A 22,411-nucleotide genomic window follows, 5' to 3' on the forward strand; every position below is an offset into this window, starting at 1 on the left:
ACCTACACCGGTGCCGGCACCACTGACACCTGAGTGGCGGAACATAAAACAGGCATGCCTCAATGACGACAGTGCTCAATTCGTTGCGTAATCGTTTCCTGCTGTCATTGTGCACCGTGCTGTGCCTGGCCCTGCTTGCGCTGGTGTTGATCGCGCGCTACCAGATCATGCCGATTCTGCTGGAAGACGAAGAGGCCTTCGCAAGCGCCGAGCTCGATAGGGCCGAGCGTGCTCTTGGCAGCGAACTCAATCACATGCGTCGCCTGGTGGAAGACTGGGCCTACTGGGACGACACCTACGATTTCGTCAGTGGGGTGAAACCCGAATACATCGACTCCAACCTCTATGAAGACACGCTGGTGACTCTCGACCTCCAGCTGATGTTCTTTCTCGATAACAGCTACGAACCTTATTGGGTAGTAGGCTTCGATGAAGAGGGTGAGTTCACCTCCTGCCCCGGCTTGGAGCCTCCCTGCGACTGGGCCGCCCCCTCCGTGCAATTCCTTCGTGAGCGAATCGATGGTGGGCTCGAGGAAACCACACATACCTGGCTGCTGTCGCTACCGCAGCTGGCCATGGGCGCCCTGTCGCCGATCTACCAGAACCGGGAAGAATCGCCGCCGGCCGGTTGGCTGGCCATGATACGTCCACTCTCCGAGCCCTGGATCGAGCAGCTACGCGATACCACCGGTATCGATCTCGCGCTCGGCACCGTCGTTGCGAGTAGCATTCCCAGCGAACAACTCGAACGCGTCTCTCCCACCCATATGGCCGCCAGCCGCAGCGTTGCCGCCGTTCCCGCCAGCCGAGCCGTGCGTATCGATGCCCTGCTGCCCCGCCAACGCTACCAGGCAAGCCTGGAGACGTTTCGCTTCGCCCTCTACTGGACCGGGGGCGTGCTGATCGTCACGCTGCTGCTCGTGCTGTGGCTGCTCGAACGTATGGTGCTGTTGCCACTGCGCCAGTTTACCCACTACACCCAGGGCCTCCACCAGGAGGCCCTGCCACCGCCCATGCCCAGCCGTCTGGTGACACGCCGTGACGAGATCGGCACCTTGGCCCGAGAGTTTCGCAACCTGCTGAAGCACCAGCAACAGCAGTCCGAGCAATTGCTTGAATTGACCCTGCACGACCCTCTGACGGGTGTGGCCAATCGGCGCTTGTTCGACGATCGCTTCGCCGAAGTGCTGAGGCGCCCCGGCCAGCACCGAACGGCGGCGATGATGATCGATATCGATCACTTCAAGCTATACAACGATCACTATGGACATCAGGCGGGCGATGCCTGCCTGATCACCTTGGCGCAGTGCATGGAGCATCAGCTCAGCAAGCATGGTTTCCTGGTGGCACGCACCGGCGGAGAGGAATTCAGCGTCCTGCTTCCGAACACTTCACTCGAGACCGCCCTCATCCATGCCCAGGAGCTGCTCCAGGCGGTAAACGGGCTGGCGCTGCCACACGAGTATTCGCCGACCGCCCCCAACGTGACGGTCAGCATCGGCGTTGCCATGCAGCGAACTGACGTGACGACCCCATCCGATATCATGCGTGCCGCCGATCAGGCCATGTATCTGGCCAAATCGGGCGGACGCAATCGAGTGGAGGCCTATCATACCGACAAGCAGCTCAGCCCCGTCGACCGCTAGGATATCGAGAGCCGGCCTGGGCAGTATGCCCACCCGGCACGGCAGCGTATAATAGCCGACCGCCACCAGCCTCTGGCTGGCATTCTACTTGCGCCCCATCAGGAGACGACGTGACGGGCCACAGCAACTTGATCGAGGCCATCGACGCGCTGCTGCCGCAAACCCAGTGTGGCAAGTGCGGCCACCCGGGCTGCCGACCCTACGCCGAGGCCATCGACGCGGGCGAACCGATCAACCGCTGCCCGCCTGGCGGCGAGGAAACCGTAGAACGTCTTGCCGAGCTGACTGGCCGCCCCCCTCTACCTCTCGAGCAGCCGGCTCAGCTGCCGCTATTGGCGGTCATACGCGAAGCGGAATGCATCGGCTGCACCAAGTGCATCCAGGCGTGCCCGGTGGACGCCATCCTGGGCGCCAGCAAGCGCATGCATAGCGTGATCGCCTCCGAGTGCACCGGCTGCGAACTGTGCGTTGCGCCCTGCCCCGTCGACTGCATCGACCTGGTGCCGCACCCCGAATGGCAGGCCGCCAACGACGATACCGAGCGACAAGAGTACCTGGCGCGGCGGGCGCAACTGGGCCGTCGGCGGTATCAGGCACGCCAGCAGCGCCTGACACGCCTCGAGCGGGAGAAACGTCTGGAGCGGCAGCGCCGCGTGATTAGGCAGGAAACTCGCGGTTCGCGTAGCGGCCCGACACCACAGCGCCAACGTCAGATGGCCGTGAAGGCAGCCGAACAGGCGGTAAGAAGAGCTCGCCAACAGCTCGATCACGCCCAGCGGCACCACGACAGTGAAGCCTGTCATCGGGCCGAAACCCAGCTTCAGCGCGCTACCGACCTGCTCGAGGAAGCCCGCGCATCCCTGGCGCCCGGTTCGCCATGAGCGCACCTTCGCAACGAGAGCCCGCATGAACGCCCAGAAACGCTACGAAATCTTCGCCCGCCTGCGCGAACACAACCCCGAGCCGACCACGGAACTGAACTGGAGCACGCCGTTCGAGCTTCTTACTGCCGTACTGCTCTCTGCCCAGGCTACCGACGTGGGGGTCAACAAGGCCACCGCCCGGCTGTTCCCGGTGGCCAACACACCCCAGGCCATCATCGATCTCGGCCTCGATGCCCTCAAGCAGCACATCAAGACCATCGGGCTCTACAACACCAAGGCCGAAAATCTGATGAAGACCTGCCGCATGCTGGTCGAGAAGCATGGCGGGGAGGTGCCACGCACCCGTGCCGAGCTCGAAGCGCTGCCGGGGGTGGGGCGCAAGACCGCCAACGTGATCCTCAACACAGCTTTCGGCGACCCCACCATTGCCGTGGATACGCACATCTTTCGCGTCTCCAACCGCACCCGCATTGCCCCCGGCAAAAACGTAAACGAGGTCGAACAGAAACTGCTGCGCCACGTGCCCAGGGAATTTCGCCGCGATGCACACCACTGGTTGATCCTGCACGGCCGCTACACCTGCGTGGCGCGCCGCCCGCGCTGCGGCAGCTGCGTAATCGAAGATTTATGCGAATACAAGGAAAAAGTGGAGCTTGGTTAGGAAGCGCTGAACAAATTGTGGCGCGAGATGAAGCGATTCGCTCGTACAGACATTGGTGCAGTGTTTTCTTCGACTAATGAAGGTTTTGCATAGTCCTGCACAGTCAGGGACGATAAGCGGTAGACAATAATAACCAGAGCCGCACCATGCCATTGCACGACCGCCCTATCGGTGAGCGTATCGAGGCGCTACTCGCCCTTTCGCGTGAGCACGCCGACAATTTTTGCAGCCCCTCGGCATGGCTCGCTCGCGAGCGCTACCTGGCCAACCACCCCACGCGCATCCTGGTCATGAAGTGCATGGACGGGCGCATTCACCTGCCCCATGCCACCCGCACGCCACTGGGTATCATCACCCCGTTTCGTAATCTTGGCGGCATCTTCCACCTGGGCTGGCCCTATCTCGGCGAGATGCTCACTGATGCCGTCGACGCAGCCATCCATGGCGGTAGCGGCGTGCTGCTGGTCATCAGCTATCATTTCTCCCGCGGAGAGCGGGCGCGCGGTTGTGCCGGTTTCGCTTGCGATGCGGATGCCGCCCTGGCCCAGGCTCATGAAATACGCCGTCAGGCCGAACGCATCTTCGGTCGCGACAATCGCCACGTCTACCCGCTGGTATGCGGCTTCGAAACCGATACTGATGCACTCATCGTGCACGGCATCACCGACGCCACTCTCGACATCAGCGAACTGCCCCCTGCCGAGGAAGGCGATCTCGAGCGCCGCGTCGCCAGCCTGTGCCCCGACATGCCAACCGACATTCGCCGCGACCTGCTGCCATTGTTGAAAGGCAACCTGCAGCATGTCGACTCGTTGCGAGGCACCGCCCGAGAATTCGACATCGAGCATCGCGAATGGGTTATCTGCGTCGGACGAGGCTTCGATTTCCTTCATCTTCCCAATACCGCTCTGATCGTAGGGCCCTACAGCCCCGACCTTTCCGAACCCATTGGCACCGCGGCGGCAATCATCGCGGCCAATATGAAGGCGGGGCGAATCCCCGACGACGGCTTCCTGCTGCTGGCCTCGACCCCGTATGAAGCGATCGGTGTAGATCGCGCCCGTGCCGAACTGAAGTCAGGCTTCCTCTCCGAGTTCGCCGCCCGGGTCATCGCCCGGGAGCACCCCAGGCTGGCGGCCAGCATGCTATCGCGCACCGCTGTCGTTCATTGGCCCAGCCGCAGGCTGGAACTTCTCGATCACGCATGACCGGAACGCAACGATGACGCTGCTCAAGACCCTGCTGCTGCCACCCACCCTCAACGTACTGCTGGTGCTGCTGGGACTGCTGCTCAGCCCCAGGCGATTCCTCGGTGCCCTGCTGATCATGCTGGGACTGTTCGGCCTGCTATTGCTCGCCACGCCGATGGCCAGCCATGCCCTGCGCCAGGGGCTCGAACCCTACCCTACTCCGGCCCGCACCCAACTGGAGGGCGCCGAGGCGATCGTCATCCTCGGCGGCGGGCGCGACTACACGGCCCCCGAATTCGGCTGGGGCGACGCACCGGCAAACCCGACCTGGCGCCGGCTGGCCTACGGTGCCCACCTGCATCGTCAGACCGAATTGCCATTGCTGGTCAGCGGCGGCCGGGTACATGATGAGGAAGCCGCCGAGGCGAGCCTGATGGCAGCCGCCCTGCGCGACGTCTTCGACGTGCCGGTGCGTTGGCTGGAAGGCGAAAGCCGAAGCACTGCCGAGAATGCCCGCCTCAGCGCCGAAATGCTGCGCGCCGACGGCATAGAGCGGGTCGCGCTGGTATCGCAGGCCTGGCATCTGCCTCGGGCGGTGGCGGAATTCGAGGCCCAAGGCCTGACCGTTGTGCCCGCCCCCACCGAATTCACCAGCCCGCCGCCCGAAGGGCTGGCCGCCTGGCTGCCGCGCGCCTATCACCTCAACCAGAGCACGCGCGCCCTGAACGAGTGGCTGGGGCGTGCCGGGCAGTCGTTACGCCAATTGCTCCCGTAATCCTCTCACCGGAAGCGGGCCGGGGAGCACGTTCGCGGCCTCAAGCCGGCGCTGTTTCAAACTGCGTCGGCTTGGCGTCCGAACCATCGGGCCAAGGCTGCAACGTGGCGACGAGTTGGTGCGGCCAGTCGCGATCATTGTCCACCTGGGCATTAGCGCGGTTGAGTTCCAACGCGTCCACGTCGACATCGTGACAGGCCCAGAGCGCATCGCCCAAGGTAGTGGCGAGTATGCCATCGGCGGGAAAGCCGTGGTCCATGGGCGCATAGAGGGTCGCCTCACCGGTGTTGACGTCAAGCGCCGGGCTCCATTGGGCCTCGCCTGCGGTGACCGCCTGGGCCACGAAGAAGCGATTCTCGAGCGCACGGGCCAGGCAACCGACTCTCACGCGGGTTGCGCCGGCCGCGGTGTCGGTGCAACTGGGCACCAGCAGCAGGCGTACTCCGGCTTCGTACTGGGCGCGCACCGGCAGCGGGAACTCCACGTCGTAGCAGACCGCGATACCGACCCGGTGGCCGTCGCAATCGAAGCCGTGCAGGAGGTCGCCGGGCTCGATGACACCGCTCTGTTTCTCATACCCGGTGAGTTGCAGCTTGTCCTGCCAGCCGTGGACACCGTCCGGGGCGAACCAGTCGGCCCGGTTACGGTAGCGCCCACCTCCGATGTCGATCAGGAAGGTGCCGGGTGCCAGGTACATGTCGAGTTCGCGAGCCAGTCGCCCATAGAGTTCGCACCAGGCATGACGCCACGGCTGCAACTCGGCCAGCGAGGCCTTGAGGTCGCCGCGCACGTCGGCTGAGAAGCTGGCCGCAAGCTCCAGGCTCAGGTACTCGGGCAGCACCGCGATTCGAGCTCCCAGCTCACGGGCCTGTCTCAGGCAGGCTGTCTGGCGCTGAGCGAATTCGTCGAAACTCGTCGGCATGCCGATCGGATACTTGGCCACGGCCACGCGCATTGCTACTCCTCCCTCGCGTTCGCTGAGACAACCGACATCACGCTTCGGCCACCTGACGCAGCCACTCCTCGAGGTTGTAGTAGTTGGTCACTCGGGTGATCCGGCCCCCCGTCACCTCGAAGAAGGCGCCGCCTGGCAGCACATAGCGTTGCCCCTTGGCCGGCGGTAGCCCCTCGTCCGTAGCACGGTACTCGCCGTGAACGACGTACTCGGCGGCTACGCGCCGGCCGTCGACGCCGGGCATGACCACGATGTCTTCCAGCCGCTCCACGTAGCTGCGCTCCATGCGGGCCAGGAACTGACGAAAGGCGTCGCGCCCCGTCTCGCGCGGCCCCTGGTTCAGGTCGTGCGCCACCTCGGCATCGAGACAGTCGAGCATGGCGTCCCAGTCGCCGCGATTGAAGGCATCGTAGTAACGCTGAATCAGTTGCACGCTCTCGGCCATGGGTAGGCTCTCCTGGATGGGTTCACGGGGCGCCAGTGTAAACGTCCAGGTCGGGTGGCGTTAGCCCGCCGACGTGCATTTGACCATTGCCATACAGCAATGACCGCGAGGCGAATTCGTCTCAGAAGCCCAGGCTCTCGAGCCGGCTGGCAAGCTCCTCCAGGGCCGGGATGCCATGGACGTCGCTCGGTAGCAGCGGCAGGCGCGGTCGCGGCAGGTGCTCGAGCTGCTCGTCGATGCGCGCCAGGTAGCTGGACTCCTGCATACGCCGCGCACGCAGGAAATCACCGTCGGCATCGTCGGGAATCACCCGGTTGACCACCACGCCGGCCACCGGGACCTTGACCGCCTCCAGCGCCTGCACGGCACGCACCGTCTCGAGAATCGGCAGCCGCTCGGGTGTCATCACGAACAAGAAACCGCTCTCCTCGGCGTTCTCGATGCGCCGCCGGGCACGGTGAAACAGGCGCCGGCGCTCGATCAGGGTACGTGCCACGTCGCGGGTACGCTCATCGAGATCGCTGAACGGGTCTTCCTGGGGGTCATCGAAGGGCGTGGCAACGTCACGGCCTTGCTTGGGCGTTAGATGGGAGAGCACCTTGCCCAGCTCCTCGGACTTGCGATTGTGCGCCAGCAAGCCGTCGGTCCAGGCCGCCATGGCTTCGGGCAGGGTCAGCAGGCGCAGGGTGTGCCCGGTGGGGGCGGTATCGAAGATCACCAGATCGTAGGCTGCGCCATCATCCGTGACGATGCGCGACAGCCGCTCCAGCAATGCGGCTTCCTGAGTACCCGGCGACTGGCGTGTCAGGCGCATCTGGCGTTCCAGTTCCTGCATCATTTCCGGTGCGGCGTAGCGGCGCATCTGTTCGGTAACGCGAGCCAAGTGGGCCTCGACTTCGGCGTCCGGGTCGATCTCCATGGCGTCCAGGTTGGGCAGCAGGCGCCGCGGCGCATCGCCCAGCTCACGGTCGAATACGTCGCCCAGGCTATGGGCCGGGTCGGTGGACACCACCAGCACCCGCCGCTCGCGACCCGCGGCCAGCACGGCCAGCGCCGCCGCCACCGTGGTCTTGCCCACGCCGCCCTTGCCGCCGACCCAGAGCAGGCGTTTATCGAGTAACTCTTTCATTTTACTTCCAAGGCATCGAGAGTTGGTGGCAGCGCAAGAGAGCTCCCTCGCAGCTATGCCGCAACAGCTCTTCGGGGAGGCGCTGTGAACCCATCCCTGGGCGCTACCGACGCCCTGCTGCGCTCTTGCGTCCTGCACCACTTGCAGGGCCGGTGCGGGCCATCCATGGCCCGCCCGTTCGGAGCAGTGCTCCTCACCCATGGCGTCGGACCTCCCCTGCGAGCCGTCCCGGCGCTTCTCGGTCGCAGCACACTGGAGCGCTGCACTTTATCCCTGACATTAACAGCATCGGAAATGATCCAGGGGCGAACGCTCCATGCCCATGCGCCGGTGCCACTCGTGGAAGCGCTCGAGCAGCAGCGGCTGCAGCTCCAACGTGTAATAGGCGGCCGGATTGGGCACGCCCATCATTTCGGAAAACACCAGCAGCATGAACAGGCCGTCCTCGTCTCGCCTCGCCCGGGCGATGGCGCCACGATAGCGCGCGCTGTACATCTCCTCGGCGAAGAAACGAGCCTGGCTCAGCCAGGCCCGGATCCGTTCGAGACGAGGATCATGCGGCTTGTCACGATCATCGTTCATGTCAGTCTCCGACGCTCATTCCTGCCTGGCCATGTCCGCCCTCGAACGCTTCAGCGCCGAGGCGCACTCCATCGCCACCAGGATCGCAGCGATCAGCACCACGATGTCCACGAACAGCAGGAAATAGTTGCCTTCGTTGAAGAAGGTGCGCAGTTGGATGAGCAGTGCGGCAATAGTCATCACCAGCAGGAAGCACAGCGGCGCCAGGGTATACCACATCGGCCGACGCAGGCGCACCAGCATCACCGTGACCACCAGCAGGGTCAGGCCCGCCAGCAGTTGGTTGGTGGTACCGAACAGCGGCCAGATGATCATGCCGCCGGTGCCGTCGGCGCCACCGGCACCGAAAGCCAGCAGCAGGCAGCTGCCCACGGCGAGCAGCGTGGCGGGCACGTTCCGGGTCATCCACTTCTGATGATAGATCGCGCCCCACTCCTGGAAGATGTAGCGCTGCAGGCGCAGGCCGGTATCCATGGTGGTGCCGGCGAACAGCGCCGCCATCACGGTCAGCAAGGTCGCCGCGGTGGCTTCGGGCAGGCCCAGGCCGTTATGGATCATGTAGGCGCCGCCCTCGACGAAGGCGTTGACGCCGCCGGCACCGAAGGCGGTATAGACCGCCTGCCAATCGGCGAAGCTGGCAAAGCCGGCGGTGGCGGCCAGGATGGCGGCAAGCGCCAGCATGCCCTCACCCACGGCACCGAAGTAGCCGACGAAACGGGCATCGGTCTCCTTGTTCAACTGCTTGGAGGTGGTGCCGGAGGAAACCAGCCCGTGGAAGCCGGAAATGGCGCCGCAGGCAATGGTGACGAACAGCAGCGGCAGCATCGATGGCGTGCCTGCCGGCAGGTCGTCGTTGACCATCGGCGCCACCACGCTGGGGTTGAGCAGAACGATGGCGCCGTAGAGCACGATCAGGCCGATGAACAGCTGCAGGCCGTTGATGTAGTCGCGCGGTTGCAGCAGCATCCACACCGGCAACATCGAAGCAATGGCGGCATAGCCGAACAGGATCAGGATCCACACGGCATTGCCCGAGAGCCCCCCGACTTCGGCCGGCATCTGGATCGGCACCGATGGGCCGATGAAGATCAGGGCATAGAGCGCGATGACGCCAAGGATCGATACCAACGGCAGACTCAGGATTCGGCGATAGATCAACTGACCGATGACCAGCGCCACCAGGATGGCGCCCCACACCGGCACCACGGCACTGGAGAAGTTCATCATCAGCCCGGCGATCACCACGGCAAAAACCGCGTTCACCATCAGCAGCACGAGAAAGATGACGATCATGAAGATGCTGCGTGCCCGGGCGCCGACTACGTCCCCGGTCAAGGCGCCGACCGACTTGGCTTTGTTGCGCACGCTGGCCCAGATGGCCCCGGCGTCGTGTACGCCGGCAAAGAACACGGTACCGAGCACGACCCATAGGAAGGCCGGCAGCCAGCCCCAGATGACCGCGATTGCCGGCCCGACGATGGGCGCGGCACCTGCCACCGAGGTGAAGTGATGTCCCCAGAGTATGAATCGATTGGTCGGCACGAAATCGACCCCATCCTCGTATTCATGGGCGGGCGTGGTGAATTCTGGGTCGAGGCGATAGATCTTCGCGGCAATGAAACGGGAGTAGAGGAAATACCCCGCGGCCATTCCGGCGAGACCTAGCACCAGCAGGACGATAGCACTCATCTGGTCAGCTCCTTTGTGAAAAAAATCGGTTCCTTTCCATTTTGTCGACATGCTTTAGCAGCATCAGGTCCCGATAGTACGCTTCATTCAACATGGCAAAGGATGAGCAGAGCGGAATGACAAGTCCAATCTGGCTCCCGATCCTTCAAAAAACTTACAACCAAAGTCGCACGAACGAATCTCTAGGCTCTAATCTGGCAAATTGAGAAATGGGATACAGAAGGGAAGCTTCCATGCAAGACGTACTGAATCTGCTTTCCGCCACTGATATCGCGATCATCTTTCTAGATGATGACTTATGCGTACAGCTATGTACTCCTCAGGTCGGAGCGCTGTTCGACATACAGCCTGGCGATCGGGGCAGACCGCTTCACGACCTCCCCCACCGGCTGGGAGACGACAGCGTACTTACGGATGCACAACAAGTACTCGACCGGGTGAAGCCTACGCACCGTGAATTACAGGTTACTGATGGCCGCTGGTACCAGACGCGCATCCGCCCCTACCATAGAGCTGACGAGCGCATCGGCGGCGTGGTGATCACCTTCGTCGACATCACCGAGCGCAAGAACTCCGAGTTGAGCCTGCGTGAAAGCGAGGAGCGCTTTCGCCTGCTCGTGGATACCTCGGCCCAGATCGTATGGAGTACCGCTGCCAACGGCGAAGTAATGGAGGATTCACCTTCCTGGCGAGTCTATACGGGACAGACTTTCCAACAATTCCAAGGCACCGGCTGGGCCGATGCCGTCGCCCCCGAGGATCGCGAGTGGGTGCAAGCCCAGTGGCGTCATTCAGTTGCCACGGGCGAGCCCCTGCATACTGAGTTTCGTGTCTTTCATACCGAGAGCGGAGAGCACCGTTGGACGGAGGTGCGCGCCGGCGCCCTGCGCGCCCCCGACGGTACGATTCGCGGCTGGGTGGGAATGAACATCGACATCCACGAACACAAGATTGCCGAACAGTCGCTTCAGGAGATCAACGAGACCCTGGAGGCTCGGGTGGAGGAGCGCACCCTGCAGGTCCGTCAGTTGGCTTCGAAACTGACGATGGCGGAGCAGAAGGAACGCCGCCGCGTCTCCCAGATCCTGCACGACAACCTGCAGCAGCTGCTCTACGGCCTGCAGATGAAGACCCGCATGCTGGAAGAGCAGCTCGAGGCGGCGGGTCAACGGGAATTGGCCGAGGCCGTTATCGGGACACGCGCTTGGCTTCAGGAAGCCATCGAGACGACCCGACAGCTGACAGTCGACCTCAGTCCCCCGATACTCAAGAACGAAGGCCTGGCCGACGCCATCGGCTGGCTGAAGCGCCAGATGCAGCAGTTGCACGGCCTGGAGGTCGAGCTCGAAACACTCAACCCACCTTTTACGCCCAACGAAAACCTCCGGGTCCTGCTGTTCCAGGTGGTGCGAGAGCTGCTCTTCAACATCAAGAAGCATGCCAATGTCGATCGCGCACGCGTCGAACTGGACCAGGCTGACGAACGGATTCTGATCAGGGTCAGCGACTCGGGACAGGGTTTTACCTCGCAGGTGATGGAAGACGGGCATGGCTCCGGATTCGGTCTCGTGAGCGTTCGCGAGCGGCTGCGATTGTTGGGTGGGGACATGGAAATCGATTCGGCACCAGGCGAAGGAACGACTATCCTCATATGGGTACCGGCAACGCCGTCTTGGCAGTAGCTCCGCGAGTCGTTGCCGCAACGTTCGACTGGCATCGGAATCTCAGGGAATGGATACCACAGCGCGCATACTGATCGTCGAAGATCACTCCTTCATGCTGGCCATGCTGCAGGAGTACATCGATCAGGAAGAGGATTTCGAGGTCTGCGGCACATTCGACTCCGGCGAGGCCGCGCTGGCAAGCCTCGCCGAGAACGTTCCCGACTTCGTGATCGCCGATCTCTCGCTTCCCGGTATCAGTGGGCTGGAGTTGATCAGCTCGGTCAAGGACCGCTACCCCTCCTTGCCCTGCGCCATCCTTTCAGGTCACAGCGAGCGGCATTATGCCGATCAGGCCATGACGGCCGGCGCCCAAGGCTATCTCCTCAAGGGCGACCCGGACGAGCTACCGGTTGCCATACGGCAAATGCTGCAGGGTCAGCGCTACATCAGCCCAGCGTTGCACTATTGAGCCCAGCATACTCAGGCCCGGCTAAAACTGCGGTTCGCCGTCAGGACTCGATCCAAGGTCTTACTGTCACGGGCGTGGGTAAGACGTTACGCTGCCAGTAAAGCCAGCCCCGATAATGAGACATTCATGCAAGATATCCTCCTTCAACTTGCCATGGCCGGTAGCTTCGGTGCCTTCGTCGGCCTGCTGTTTCGCGTCACCCGCCAGCCCGGCCAGGCAAGCGCCTTCAGGTTCACGCTGGTGGGCCTCGCTGCCGGCATCACCGCGTACCTGATTTTCTATGTTCTTACCCGCACTACCGGTGCCCCGGCCTGGCTGCTGCCATTGCTGGTCCTGCTGCAGGTGTGGCTGTGGCTCGGCCCGCTGGGGCCCAGGCCGAGGCGGCTCGGGAAGGACAACGACGAGCCGCGCTGATCACCCGGCTTACCTTTCCCGTTCTCCGAGCAGCTCTCCACCTGCCGCAGGCAGCCTCCTTCTGCCAAGGTCGTCTTTGCTGCACCAGCCGCGCGCACTAGACTGATGATCAACAAGAGATAAATACCCTTCAAGGAGTCATGCATGGCCAAGGTGCTGGTGGTGGACGATGAGCCCAACATCGTCCTGTCGCTGGAGTTCCTGATGCAGCAGGCCGGTTTCGACGTGGATACGGCCGAGGATGGCGAAGGCGCCCTGGCCAAGGTCGAACAGTCTCCCCCCGACCTGATCCTGCTTGATATCAGCCTGCCCGGCATCAGCGGCTTCGACGTGCTTGAGCAGCTACGCCAGGATGAACGCCACGCCAGGCTGCCCATCATCATGCTCACGGCCCATGGACGCGAGGTAGAGCGGGAAAAGGGACTGGCGCTCGGCGCCGATGATTACGTGACCAAGCCCTTCTCGACCCAGGCACTGGTCGCGAAGGTCAAAGACCTGCTGGCCGAGGGCACCTGATGAAAGGGGGCAAGCTGCCCAAGCGCCAGCGCCTGATCGGCCTGTGGCTATTGCTCAGCGGCATCAGCCTGCTGGGTGGCGCCATTTTTGCCGCCTGGCTCGATAGTCTGTTCCAACCCCAGGGCTTCGCTCGCCTCGTGCTGTGGCTCGGCTGCTTCTCCGGTGGCGGCACCATCTTCCTGGTCGGGCTACTGCTCGAACGCATGTTGTTCACTCCGCTACGCCACCTTCAGGTTCAATTGGCACGCCTGGTAGCCAACCCGGATGCCCGCGAGGACTACCCTCCCGAAGGCTGGCTGCGCGGCCTGGGCCCTGACCTGCTGCGTGTGCGAGAAGCCTGGCGCAGCGATCGTCAACGCCTGGCCACGGCCCACGCCGAAGGCGCTCGCAGCGCGGCGCGCATTCGTCAGGAGCTCGAGACGCTGCTGCAAGTGCTCGATACGCCACTGCTGCTGTGCGATCACCATCGCCGGCTATTGCTGTTCAACCAGGCCGCCGAGACGCTGCTCGGGAGGCACCCCGGGCTCGGGCTCGGCAAGCGCCTCGATGTCTTGCTGCCGATAGCCAGCCTGCAGGATGCGCTGGGACAGCTGCCGAGAGACGGCTCACCGCGCGAGCTGCTGATACCCTGCGATGAGCGCTGGCTGCACATGGTGATGCGCCGGGTACCGCAGAGCAACGGCGAGACGCTGTTGACCCTGACCGACGCCACTGCCGCCTGGACCAGCGAGATGGGCGCACGCGCCGGCCTGGCTGAGCACATGGCGCCGCTGCGCCGACATGGTGCCAGCCTGGCCAGTGCCGCCGAGGCGCTGGGCAGCGTACGCCTCGCCAGGCACATCGACGATACGCTGCGCCGGCGCCTGGAGGCGGTGATCGACGAGGAGAGCCGCGCCCTGGGCGACGAAATCGAGAAACTCGGCCGCCTGATCGAGGACATGCAGCAGCAGGGCGAGCGGCTGGTGCCGCTGTGGTCCAACGACCTGTGGCAGTCGCTCAATGAACGACTCGATGACACTCCCATCGAGGTTTTGCCCATCGGCATGCCCGCCTGGTTCAAGGGCGATGCCCCGGCGCTACTGGTCATGCTCGTGGCGCTGCTGCAGCGGCTGAGCAAGCATGCCGGCACCACGAATTTCGAAGGCGAGATTCTGCTCGGCAACCGCCGCGTCTACCTCGACCTGGTCTGGCCCGGCAAACCGTGGCCGCAGCGGGAACTGGCGGCATGGTGTGAACAACGACTCGAGGCGCTGCCACTCTCGCCACGGATCGGCGACTTGCTGCGCCAGCACGCCAGCGATGCCTGGAGCCTGGCGGACAGCGATGGTGAGCACGCCCGGCTGCGCCTGCCGCTGCCCGCCGTGGATCGCGTCGGTGCGCCGCCCAGTCAGTTGCCGCCGCGCCCCGAGTTTCATGATTTCGGCATCGCCGATTTGCCACCACCCGATGCCGAGCTGGCCCGCTGTCCGCTGCGAGCACTGGAGATCGTGGCCTTCGATACCGAAACCACCGGGCTCGAGCTGCGCCGGGGCGATAGCGTGATCAGCATCGGCGCCTGCCGTATCGTCAACGCCCGGTTGCTGGCCGATGATGTCTTCGATACACGGGTCGACCCCGGCAAGCCGATCCCTCCCGCCAGTACCGCGATTCACGGCATTGCCGACGCCGATGTTGCCGGCGCCCCGCCGTTGCCGGTGATCCTGCCGCGCTTCCGCGACTATATCGGCGACGCCGTGATTCTGGCCCACAATGCCGCTTTCGACCTGCTGGCCCTGCAGCCCACCGGTAGCGGCACGTCGCTGGAAATGCCGGTGCTCGATACGCTGCTGCTCTCCCGAGCCCTCGACGAGAGCCTGGACGGGCATGACCTGGACACACTCGCCGAACGCTACGACTTGAGCTTCCCTCCGGGTACCCGGCATACGGCACTTGGCGATGCACGGGTGACGGCCGAGCTGTGGCTGGCACTGCTTCCACGACTCGAAGCCCGCGGCATCGAAACCCTGGAGCAGGTACTGGCCCTGCAGGCCACCGCCTTCGACCGGGAGGACGCCTGTACATGAGCAACTCCGGCCCCCATGCCCGGCTGGTTGCATTGATCGGCCTGGCCGCCCTGCTCTTCTCGCCACCGCTGGTATTGATCTTCGATCGCCCTTCGCCCACCGGGCCTTCATGGCTGCCGCTCTACCTGTTCGTGGCCTGGCTGGTGGTCATCGCCCTGGCCGCCTGGCTGATGGAGCATCGGCAGGAGGAAAGCTGACACGATGAGAACCGAGCCGGTAGTGCTGACGGTCGCCTTCGGCTACCTGGCGCTGCTGTTCGTGATCGCCGCCTGGGGCGACCGGCGCGCCGAGCAGGGCCGCTCGGTGATCGGCTCACCCACCGTCTATGCGCTTTCGATCGCCGTCTACTGCACTGCCTGGACCTTCTACGGCAGCGTGGGACGGGCAGCGGAATTCGGCCCCAGCTTCCTGCTGATCTATCTGGGGCCGACGCTGGCCATGCTGATGGCACCGCTGCTGATCCGCAAGATGGTGCGGATCGCCAGCACGCAGCGCATCACCTCCATTGCCGACTTCATCAGTGCCCGCTACGGCAAGAGCTCCAGCCTCGGTGCGCTGGTGGCACTGATCGCGCTGATCGGCATCACCCCTTATATCGCCCTCCAGCTCAAGGCGATCACCCTCAGCCATGCGGTGCTGGTCAACTACCCCGAAGCCGCCGAATTCCGCCTCGTCGAGGAGAGCTTCTGGGCCGATAAGTCGTTCTGGGTGGCGCTGGTGCTCGCCGTATTCATCATTCTGTTCGGCACCCGGCATCTGGATGCCAGCGAGCGCCACGAGGGCATGGTGGCGGCCATCGCCTTCGAGTCGCTGGTCAAGTTGGTGGCGTTCCTCACCGTCGGCGTCTGCGTGACGTTCATGCTGTTCAACGGGCCCGGCGATCTGTTTCGCCAGGTTGCCGACACACCCGAGCTGACCGGCGCCCTGAGCCTCGATGCGGTTCCCGGCGGGGCCATTGGTTGGGTCGGCACCCTGGTGCTGGCTTTCCTGGCCTTCCTCACCCTGCCGCGCCAGTTCCAGGTGCTGGTGGTGGAAAACGTCGATGAGCGCCATCTCAAGCGTGCCAGCTGGCTGTTCCCACTCTACCTGGTGGCGATCAATCTGTTCGTGATCCCCATCGCCATGGCCGGCTTGCTGCTGCCGATGGGCAACAGCGACCCCGACAGCTTCGTGCTGACCCTGCCGCTCTCGGCGGGCATCGACGGCATTCCCCTGCTGGTCTTCATCGGCGGGCTTTCGGCGGCCACCAGCATGGTGATCGTCGAGACCATCGCGCTCTCCACCATGGTCAGCAACCAGCTGATCATGCCGCTACTGCTGCGCTCCAAGCGGCTCCATCTGAACTCCCAGGGGGAACTGGCCGGCTGGCTGCTGGGCATTCGCCGGGTGGCGATCGTACTGATCCTGTTGCTGGGCTATCTCTATCACGCCCTGATCGGAGACTCCTACAGCCTGGTGACCATCGGCCTGGTGTCGTTCGTCGGCGCCGCTCAGTTCGCCCCCGCCATGCTGATCGGCATGTACTGGCGCGGCGCAACCCGGGCCGGCGCAACTCTGGGCCTGATGGCCGGCTTCATCACTTGGATCTACACCCTGCTGCTACCGGGCTTCGCCCAGTCGGGTTGGCTCGATGCCACCTTCCTGGCCCAAGGGCCATTTGGCCTCGAATGGCTACGCCCCTATGCCCTGTTCGGCCTGGAAGGCTTTGACATCTATAGCCACGCCCTGCTGTGGAGCCTGCTGGCCAACGTCGGGTTGCTGGTCGGCGTGTCGCTGTTCACCCGCCAGAGCCCGGTGGAGCAGACCCAGGCGGCACTGTTCACCGAGGCCATGAACCCGGGGCTCGAACACACCTCGCTATGGCGCGGCCAGACTACCCGCGGCGAGCTCAAGAGCCTGCTCAGCCGCTACCTGGGCGCCGCCGCCACGGCACGGATACTGGCCAACCCGCAGGACAGCCAGGCCGACGAGACTCCCGCCCCGCCGGCACTGATCGCCCGCGCCGAACAGGCCCTATCGGGCGCCCTGGGCAGCGCTTCGGCCAGGGTTCTGATCAACTCGGTGGTACGCGGCGAGGCGCTGGACCTGGAGTCGATCCTCAGCATTCTCGATACCACCTCGCAGACGCTGGAGTACAATCGTCGCCTGGAGCAGAAATCCAACGAGCTGTCGCGAATCGGTGAGGAGCTGCGCGCGGCCAACGAGCGCCTGCGCGAACTCGACCGTCTCAAGGACGAATTCGTCGCCATGGTCAGCCACGAGTTGAGGACGCCGCTCACCTCGATCCGCGCCTTCGCCGAGATCCTGCGCGACGGCAGGGACCTACCGGAGGAGAAGCGCATCCACTTCCTCGAGGTCGTGGTACTGGAGAGCCAACGGCTTTCACGCCTGATAGAAGAGATACTGGACCTGGCGCGGCTGGAAAGCGGACGGCTGACGCTCTCCCCTCAGCGGCTCGACCTGGCGGCGCTGGTGCGCCACAGTGTGGATGCCGTGCACCGGCTGCAGGAGGATCGCGGTGTTAAGCTCGAGGTCGACCTGGAACTCGACGAGGCGCCTGTGATCGGCGACCCCGATCGCCTGGAACAGGTGATCATCAACCTGCTCGACAATGCCGGCAAGTTCGCCGCCGACGACGACCCGCGCGTACGCCTCCACCTGGCCCGGCACAAGCACAGCTTCAGGTTGAGCGTCGAGGACAACGGCCTGGGCATAGCCCCCGACGAGCGTGAACGAGTGTTCGAGAAGTTCCACCAGATCAAGCGCTACGGCGCCAACAGCGGAAAGGCCCGCGGACGCCCGCGTGGCAGCGGCCTGGGACTGCCGATCAGCCGCGGCATCGTGGCCCACCTGGGTGGGCGGCTATGGGTCGGCGACGCCCCGACTCTGCAAGGTGCCTGCCTGGTCATGGAATTGCCGAGCGCCCCATGAGACGACTCATTTCAACCGCGAATATGATGCTTATATAACATAGGTTAAAGAACTCTTGGCCTCTGCCGATAACGGGAGGAGGAACGAACACACCGAGAGTCATGCCATGTCACAGGGATCGGATGGTGCGGATAATCTCTTGTTGGCCTCACAGCCAATCTTCGATATTGCAGGCAATGTGCGGGGAGTCGAGCTGCTTTACCGCAGCGATCAAGGCCTTAGCGCATTCGACGTTGGCGAGGATATCGCAACGGCGGAAGTGGTTTACCAGCTATGTACGGCCATATCGCAAAGAGCCGGATTCTACAAGGCACCCGCCTTCATCAACGTCTCTACCGATCTGCTGCTTTCCCCCCACTTCCTGCCGGTCCCTCCCGAACACGTGGTCATCGAACTGGTCGAGCGGATAACACCTACGACCGAAATGGTTGAAACCGTGCGTCGTCTCCATCGCCAAGGCTTTCGCTTCGCATTGGACGACTTTTCCTTTGACCCGGAGTGGGCTCCTCTGCTTCCTTTGGCTTCCTTCATCAAGATCGATACAACGTTGCTGTCTCCCGAGGAAGCAAAGAAACACCGCACAAGACTCGAGCACCTGGACATACAGTGGATTGCCGAGCGAGTCGAGACACGAGAAGAACGTGACGCCTACCAGGATAGTGGATTCGAGCTTTTCCAAGGCTATTTCTATGCCAAGCCAGTCCTTGTCTATGGCAAGAAAATTCCTCCCTCTACCCTGCAGGCAACTCAACTCCTCAGAGCACTTTGTCAGCCCGAGCCAGACAGCAGTGAAATCATTGCTCTCATACAGTCCGACCCGGAACTTGCCATCAAGCTGACACGAATTTCCAACAACGCCTTTTATCGATCTCATACCACCATCAGTTCGATACAGGACGTCGTGGCTCGTCTGGGTTTTCAGCGTCTATCCAGTTGGGTGGCCCTCTTCGGGTTGCTGGGCAATGCATCATCCGAGCATGCCGAATTGGCTTTGACGCGCGCCAAGGCCTGCGAACTGCTTGCGCAGCAAGCCCAATTGAGTGCTGAGGATGCCTATTTCATCGGGCTACTATCGACCGCCGAACTGCTGCTGGGCGTACCCGGTGAAGAATTCCTCAGTTGCCTGGAGCTCGACACGGCAACCTCCGACGCCCTGCTTTTCCGAGAGGGCGCTTACGGCAGTATCCTGCAGCGTATAGAAGGTACCGAACGTCGCTACGCCATGTGCCAGTGGGAACTTCGCGGTGAAGACTCCCATCTACTAAGTCTCTATCATCAGGCCCATCACGCCGCTTTCGAGCTTTTGACCCTAACTTCGACACTCGAGTGAGAATCTGCCGCCAACGTCTGACAGGCATCAACCGCCCTTCGCTTACCTGACGACACCCATCCCTACCTGCCGCTGGCGCTTCCCTGCGCCAGCCTGACCAGGCTACGAATGAACTGCATGTCGTGGCGCAGCAGCAGGCGCTGGTCGTCCTCGAGCTTGGCCAAGTCGATCCAGCCATCGGCTGCGCCTCCCGCCTTCAGGCTCGCCAACTGTGCCACGAGCAGCCGCTCCTGCAGGCGCTCCATTGCTGCAATTCCCGCCCTGGCCTGGCGCGCCGTGAGCGCCTCCTTCAACACCAGTGCCGACAGCCTGAGACGCGTGTCGGATACGCTTACACCATGACGCAGCGACAGCAGGCGCACCGCATTGACCAGCGGCAGCAAACCCTGGCGCTTGAGGTTGAGAGCGTTTTCATGCGGCGCCGACTCGCCGTCTCCGGCGAGTCGGCCGAAGCGGTCAAGCGCCACGGGTACTTCGTCGAGCAGGTTCGCCATTTCGTCGAGGAACAGACCGGAATGGGGCATGAGCCGTGCGACCTGCTCGGCGAGAGCTTCGGCCAGGTCGGTATCGCCGTATACCGGATGAAAATCGAGCAGGATATTGCTCTGCTGGACGCGCTTCACCCGGCGATCCCCAGCCCATAACGAAAGCTGTTCGCGCCACTCCGAGAGTCGCTTGCGCCACATTGGCCAGCGCGCCATCACATGACCGTTGCACAACGGAATGCCAGCCTCGTCGAGTCGCGTGGTGAAGCGCTCGCCAAGTGCCTGGAAGAAACCGTCGATCTCGGTATGGCGAGCGTCCGGGTAGTCGGCCACGATCATGGCGTTGTCCTGATCCGGTCCCAGCAGGCTTTCGTGCCGCCCGATGGAGCCAAGCGTCAACACGCAGAATGCTACGGGCGGTTCGCCCCAGCCGAGCCCCAGCATCTCGTCGAGGGAGAGCTGAATCGCACGACGGTAAAGTTGGCCGTTATGGTCACTGATCAGTTGGCTGATGCGCCAGGCCGACAGATCGAGTCGCTGCAGGGCCTCGACCAGCTGCAACTGCCAGGCGTGGGCGGTGGGCAGGTCGGGGCTCGGTCCCAGCTCCTCCAACGCTTCGCGTAGTGGCTCCAGCAAGGTGGCCAGCTCCGGCAGGTCGTCGCCGGCGAAGAGTTCGCGCCAGGGTGAAGCCCGATGCAGCACTCGCATAACGTCTCCCATCGCATCCACGTCAAGCGAGTGTAACGAGAGAGACGTCATGGGGCACTTGGGCCAAGGGATTACGCCTGCCAGGCCAGGACGGTCAATGTCTCAGAGGAGCCCCGGGATGCCTGCGACCTCAGCGCGGCTTGAACATATCGTCACCGGCCTGGTCGATGTAGCGCTGCGCCTTGCTCACCATCAACTGATCGCAGGCCTCTCGGCCCGGCACCAGGTCAGAGCGCTCGAAGCGGTGTTCCAGTATTTCCCCGTCGGCACCCGACTTGCGAATCCAACCGCTGACGCGGTACTGGCCGCCCTGCTCGGCCGGCTCCGAAACGATCTGGTAGCCGTTGTACTCCACCGGCTCGGCAGCCTTGGCATTGCCCGGCTTGGTGTCACCGCCACCGAACAGTCCACCCAACAGTTTCTTCAGCATTGTTCTCCCCTCGTACTTTCAAACGAGAGCGCCGGCCAAGGGCCGGCGCTCTCGGTTCGAATCGTCAGGCAATCAGCTCTGCTGGCGGCCCTTACCAGCCGCTATACGCAGACGCAGGGCATTGAGCTTGATGAAGCCCTCGGCATCCTTCTGATTGTAGGCGCCGGCATCGTCTTCGAAAGTGGCAATCGACTCGTCGAACAGCGACTGCTCGGACTTGCGGCCCACTACGGTGGCACTGCCCTTGTAGAGCTTCATGCGCACCACGCCGGAGACGTTCTTCTGGGTCTCATCGATGGCTGCCTGCAGCATGCGTCGCTCAGGGCTCCACCAGTAGCCGTTGTAGATCACCTTGGCGTACTTGGGCATCAACTCGTCTTTCAGGTGAGCCTCTTCGCGGTCCAGGGTAATCGACTCGATGGCGCGATGGGCACGCAGCATGATGGTGCCACCAGGAGTCTCGTAGCAGCCGCGGGACTTCATGCCGACGTAGCGATTCTCGACGATGTCGAGACGACCGATGCCGTTGTCGCCGCCCATCTTGTTGAGAGTCTCGAGCACTACATGGGGCTTCATGGCCTTGCCGTCGATGGCGACGATGTCGCCGCGTTCAAAGGTCAGCTCGACGTAGGTGGGGGCATCCGGCGCAGACTCGGGCGACACACTCCAGCGCCACATGTCCTCCTCGGCCTCGGCCCATGGGTCCTCGAGGATGCCGCCTTCATAAGAGATGTGCAGCAGGTTGGCATCCATCGAGTACGGCGACTTCTTCTTGCTCTTGGAGAAGTCGACGGGAATATCGTGCTGCTCGCAGTAGGCCATCAGTTTCTCGCGCGAGGTCAGGTCCCATTCACGCCACGGCGCGATCACCTTGACGCCGGGCTTGAGCGCATAGGCGCCCATCTCGAAGCGTACCTGGTCGTTCCCCTTGCCGGTGGCGCCGTGAGAGATGGCGTCGGCACCGGTCTCGTTGGCGATCTCGATCAGGCGCTTGGCGATCAGCGGGCGGGCGATGGAGGTGCCCAGCAGATACTCACCCTCGTAGATGGTGTTGGCGCGGAACATCGGGTAGACGTAGTCGCGCACGAACTCCTCGCGCAGGTCTTCGATGTAGATTTCCTTGACGCCCAGGGCTTGCGCCTTGGTACGCGCCGGCTCCACTTCCTCGCCCTGACCGATGTCGGCGGTAAAGGTCACTACCTCGCAGTTGTAGGTCTCCTGCAACCACTTGACGATGACGGACGTGTCCAGGCCGCCGGAGTAGGCAAGCACGACCTTCTTGACATCGGACATTCGGGGGCTCCTCTCAGGTAAACGTCACAAGTCGTTCAGTATAGCGTGGCTGCCGCCCGGCGAATACCGGCGGCGGGACGTATCGCGGCCAAGCTGTTAGACTTTTCGCCCATGAGAGTCGGCCCGGCCGCAACAGTTGCGCGCCGGCAAGA

At 63.3% G+C, this 22,411-nt stretch carries 21 protein-coding genes; 13 read left to right on the top strand and 8 right to left on the bottom strand.

The window, feature by feature from the left end:
• Positions 1-62 precede the first annotated feature (62 nt).
• The 5 genes from HBJ55_RS02180 (at position 63) to HBJ55_RS02200 (ending at position 5,156) form a co-directional block, all read left to right on the top strand.
• Positions 63-1,646, top strand: coding sequence for a diguanylate cyclase domain-containing protein (locus HBJ55_RS02180; RefSeq protein WP_167110569.1), 1,584 nt, complete (start codon positions 63-65; stop codon positions 1,644-1,646).
• 110 nt (positions 1,647-1,756) lie between these two features.
• Entirely contained in the window at positions 1,757-2,527 is a 771-nt protein-coding gene (locus HBJ55_RS02185; RefSeq protein WP_167110571.1) for an RnfABCDGE type electron transport complex subunit B, read from the top strand.
• A gap of 25 nt (positions 2,528-2,552) precedes the next feature.
• Complete coding sequence (gene nth / locus HBJ55_RS02190) at positions 2,553-3,191, top strand: endonuclease III (protein ID WP_167110573.1); 639 nt, start codon at positions 2,553-2,555, stop codon at positions 3,189-3,191.
• Between the two features lie 146 nt (positions 3,192-3,337).
• The gene (locus HBJ55_RS02195) at positions 3,338-4,399 is read left to right on the top strand and encodes a carboxysome shell carbonic anhydrase (protein ID WP_167110575.1); all 1,062 of its coding nucleotides are present in this window, start codon (positions 3,338-3,340) and stop codon (positions 4,397-4,399) included.
• 13 nt (positions 4,400-4,412) lie between these two features.
• On the top strand, positions 4,413-5,156 hold the full coding sequence (locus HBJ55_RS02200; protein ID WP_167110577.1) for a YdcF family protein: 744 nt from the start codon (positions 4,413-4,415) through the stop codon (positions 5,154-5,156).
• 40 nt (positions 5,157-5,196) lie between these two features.
• Here the strand turns inward: HBJ55_RS02200 and HBJ55_RS02205 are convergent, their stop codons facing one another.
• The 5 genes from HBJ55_RS02205 to HBJ55_RS02225 form a co-directional block, all read right to left on the bottom strand.
• Positions 5,197-6,111 carry a carbon-nitrogen hydrolase family protein gene (locus HBJ55_RS02205; protein WP_167110579.1) on the bottom strand — a complete coding sequence of 305 codons (915 nt, stop codon included), beginning with the start codon at positions 6,109-6,111 and terminating at the stop codon, positions 5,197-5,199.
• Between the two features lie 37 nt (positions 6,112-6,148).
• Positions 6,149-6,556, bottom strand: a complete 408-nt coding sequence (locus HBJ55_RS02210) for a ketosteroid isomerase-related protein (protein ID WP_167110581.1) — start codon at positions 6,554-6,556, stop codon at positions 6,149-6,151.
• Between the two features lie 121 nt (positions 6,557-6,677).
• Positions 6,678-7,685, bottom strand: a complete 1,008-nt coding sequence (locus HBJ55_RS02215) for an ArsA family ATPase (protein WP_167110583.1) — start codon at positions 7,683-7,685, stop codon at positions 6,678-6,680.
• Between the two features lie 279 nt (positions 7,686-7,964).
• Positions 7,965-8,267, bottom strand: coding sequence for a cory-CC-star protein (locus HBJ55_RS02220; protein ID WP_167110585.1), 303 nt, complete (start codon positions 8,265-8,267; stop codon positions 7,965-7,967).
• A 15-nt stretch (positions 8,268-8,282) separates the two neighbouring features.
• Complete coding sequence (locus HBJ55_RS02225) at positions 8,283-9,956, bottom strand: carbon starvation CstA family protein (protein ID WP_167110587.1); 1,674 nt, start codon at positions 9,954-9,956, stop codon at positions 8,283-8,285.
• A gap of 233 nt (positions 9,957-10,189) precedes the next feature.
• On the opposite strand from HBJ55_RS02225, the gene HBJ55_RS02230 reads away from it, so the two are divergent.
• The 8 genes from HBJ55_RS02230 (at position 10,190) to HBJ55_RS02265 (ending at position 19,343) form a co-directional block, all read left to right on the top strand.
• Positions 10,190-11,638, top strand: coding sequence for a PAS domain-containing sensor histidine kinase (locus HBJ55_RS02230; protein WP_167110589.1), 1,449 nt, complete (start codon positions 10,190-10,192; stop codon positions 11,636-11,638).
• 49 nt (positions 11,639-11,687) lie between these two features.
• Positions 11,688-12,089, top strand: coding sequence for a response regulator transcription factor (locus HBJ55_RS02235; protein ID WP_167110591.1), 402 nt, complete (start codon positions 11,688-11,690; stop codon positions 12,087-12,089).
• Positions 12,090-12,215: 126 nt separating this feature from the next.
• On the top strand, positions 12,216-12,503 hold the full coding sequence (locus HBJ55_RS02240) for a hypothetical protein (protein ID WP_167110594.1): 288 nt from the start codon (positions 12,216-12,218) through the stop codon (positions 12,501-12,503).
• 144 nt (positions 12,504-12,647) lie between these two features.
• Positions 12,648-13,019, top strand: a complete 372-nt coding sequence (locus HBJ55_RS02245) for a response regulator transcription factor (RefSeq protein ID WP_167110596.1) — start codon at positions 12,648-12,650, stop codon at positions 13,017-13,019.
• Positions 13,019-15,082 carry a 3'-5' exonuclease gene (locus HBJ55_RS02250; protein WP_167110598.1) on the top strand — a complete coding sequence of 688 codons (2,064 nt, stop codon included), beginning with the start codon at positions 13,019-13,021 and terminating at the stop codon, positions 15,080-15,082. Before HBJ55_RS02245 ends, HBJ55_RS02250 begins: the two co-directional genes overlap by 1 nt.
• A complete protein-coding gene (locus HBJ55_RS02255; RefSeq protein WP_167110600.1) occupies positions 15,079-15,279 on the top strand; it encodes an Asp23/Gls24 family envelope stress response protein in 201 nt (66 codons plus the stop codon). The genes HBJ55_RS02250 and HBJ55_RS02255 overlap by 4 nt, the downstream gene beginning before the upstream one ends.
• 4 nt (positions 15,280-15,283) lie before the next feature.
• Positions 15,284-18,013 (top strand): sensor histidine kinase, encoded by a 2,730-nt coding sequence (locus HBJ55_RS02260; RefSeq protein ID WP_167110603.1) that lies wholly within the window; start codon positions 15,284-15,286, stop codon positions 18,011-18,013.
• A gap of 106 nt (positions 18,014-18,119) precedes the next feature.
• Positions 18,120-19,343: an EAL and HDOD domain-containing protein gene (locus HBJ55_RS02265; protein ID WP_167110605.1), complete on the top strand. Its 1,224-nt coding sequence runs from the start codon at positions 18,120-18,122 to the stop codon at positions 19,341-19,343.
• Positions 19,344-19,405: 62 nt separating this feature from the next.
• Here the strand turns inward: HBJ55_RS02265 and HBJ55_RS02270 are convergent, their stop codons facing one another.
• The 3 genes from HBJ55_RS02270 to HBJ55_RS02280 form a co-directional block, all read right to left on the bottom strand.
• A complete protein-coding gene (locus tag HBJ55_RS02270; RefSeq protein ID WP_167110607.1) occupies positions 19,406-20,536 on the bottom strand; it encodes a DUF294 nucleotidyltransferase-like domain-containing protein in 1,131 nt (376 codons plus the stop codon).
• 130 nt (positions 20,537-20,666) lie between these two features.
• A complete protein-coding gene (locus HBJ55_RS02275) occupies positions 20,667-20,966 on the bottom strand; it encodes an HlyU family transcriptional regulator (RefSeq protein WP_167110609.1) in 300 nt (99 codons plus the stop codon).
• A 72-nt stretch (positions 20,967-21,038) separates the two neighbouring features.
• Entirely contained in the window at positions 21,039-22,259 is a 1,221-nt protein-coding gene (locus HBJ55_RS02280) for an argininosuccinate synthase (RefSeq protein ID WP_167110611.1), read from the bottom strand.
• Between the last annotated feature and the right edge of the window lie 152 nt (positions 22,260-22,411).

The organism is Billgrantia bachuensis (assembly GCF_011742165.1).
GTDB classification, from domain to species: domain Bacteria; phylum Pseudomonadota; class Gammaproteobacteria; order Pseudomonadales; family Halomonadaceae; genus Halomonas; species Halomonas bachuensis.

What these genes read in the sequence shown, in the direction of transcription:
- HBJ55_RS02180 (WP_167110569.1), top strand. Translation starts at nt 63, where the DNA reads ATGACGACAGTGCTCAATTCGTTGCGTAATCGTTTCCTGCTGTCATTG.
- nth (WP_167110573.1), top strand. Translation starts at nt 2,553, where the DNA reads ATGAACGCCCAGAAACGCTACGAAATCTTCGCCCGCCTGCGCGAACAC.
- HBJ55_RS02195 (WP_167110575.1), top strand. Translation starts at nt 3,338, where the DNA reads ATGCCATTGCACGACCGCCCTATCGGTGAGCGTATCGAGGCGCTACTC.
- HBJ55_RS02200 (WP_167110577.1), top strand. Translation starts at nt 4,413, where the DNA reads ATGACGCTGCTCAAGACCCTGCTGCTGCCACCCACCCTCAACGTACTG.
- HBJ55_RS02205 (WP_167110579.1), bottom strand. Translation starts at nt 6,111, where the DNA reads ATGCGCGTGGCCGTGGCCAAGTATCCGATCGGCATGCCGACGAGTTTC.
- HBJ55_RS02210 (WP_167110581.1), bottom strand. Translation starts at nt 6,556, where the DNA reads ATGGCCGAGAGCGTGCAACTGATTCAGCGTTACTACGATGCCTTCAAT.
- HBJ55_RS02215 (WP_167110583.1), bottom strand. Translation starts at nt 7,685, where the DNA reads ATGAAAGAGTTACTCGATAAACGCCTGCTCTGGGTCGGCGGCAAGGGC.
- HBJ55_RS02220 (WP_167110585.1), bottom strand. Translation starts at nt 8,267, where the DNA reads ATGAACGATGATCGTGACAAGCCGCATGATCCTCGTCTCGAACGGATC.
- HBJ55_RS02225 (WP_167110587.1), bottom strand. Translation starts at nt 9,956, where the DNA reads ATGAGTGCTATCGTCCTGCTGGTGCTAGGTCTCGCCGGAATGGCCGCG.
- HBJ55_RS02230 (WP_167110589.1), top strand. Translation starts at nt 10,190, where the DNA reads ATGCAAGACGTACTGAATCTGCTTTCCGCCACTGATATCGCGATCATC.
- HBJ55_RS02235 (WP_167110591.1), top strand. Translation starts at nt 11,688, where the DNA reads ATGGATACCACAGCGCGCATACTGATCGTCGAAGATCACTCCTTCATG.
- HBJ55_RS02240 (WP_167110594.1), top strand. Translation starts at nt 12,216, where the DNA reads ATGCAAGATATCCTCCTTCAACTTGCCATGGCCGGTAGCTTCGGTGCC.
- HBJ55_RS02245 (WP_167110596.1), top strand. Translation starts at nt 12,648, where the DNA reads ATGGCCAAGGTGCTGGTGGTGGACGATGAGCCCAACATCGTCCTGTCG.
- HBJ55_RS02250 (WP_167110598.1), top strand. Translation starts at nt 13,019, where the DNA reads ATGAAAGGGGGCAAGCTGCCCAAGCGCCAGCGCCTGATCGGCCTGTGG.
- HBJ55_RS02255 (WP_167110600.1), top strand. Translation starts at nt 15,079, where the DNA reads ATGAGCAACTCCGGCCCCCATGCCCGGCTGGTTGCATTGATCGGCCTG.
- HBJ55_RS02260 (WP_167110603.1), top strand. Translation starts at nt 15,284, where the DNA reads ATGAGAACCGAGCCGGTAGTGCTGACGGTCGCCTTCGGCTACCTGGCG.
- HBJ55_RS02265 (WP_167110605.1), top strand. Translation starts at nt 18,120, where the DNA reads ATGTCACAGGGATCGGATGGTGCGGATAATCTCTTGTTGGCCTCACAG.
- HBJ55_RS02270 (WP_167110607.1), bottom strand. Translation starts at nt 20,536, where the DNA reads ATGCGAGTGCTGCATCGGGCTTCACCCTGGCGCGAACTCTTCGCCGGC.
- HBJ55_RS02275 (WP_167110609.1), bottom strand. Translation starts at nt 20,966, where the DNA reads ATGCTGAAGAAACTGTTGGGTGGACTGTTCGGTGGCGGTGACACCAAG.
- HBJ55_RS02280 (WP_167110611.1), bottom strand. Translation starts at nt 22,259, where the DNA reads ATGTCCGATGTCAAGAAGGTCGTGCTTGCCTACTCCGGCGGCCTGGAC.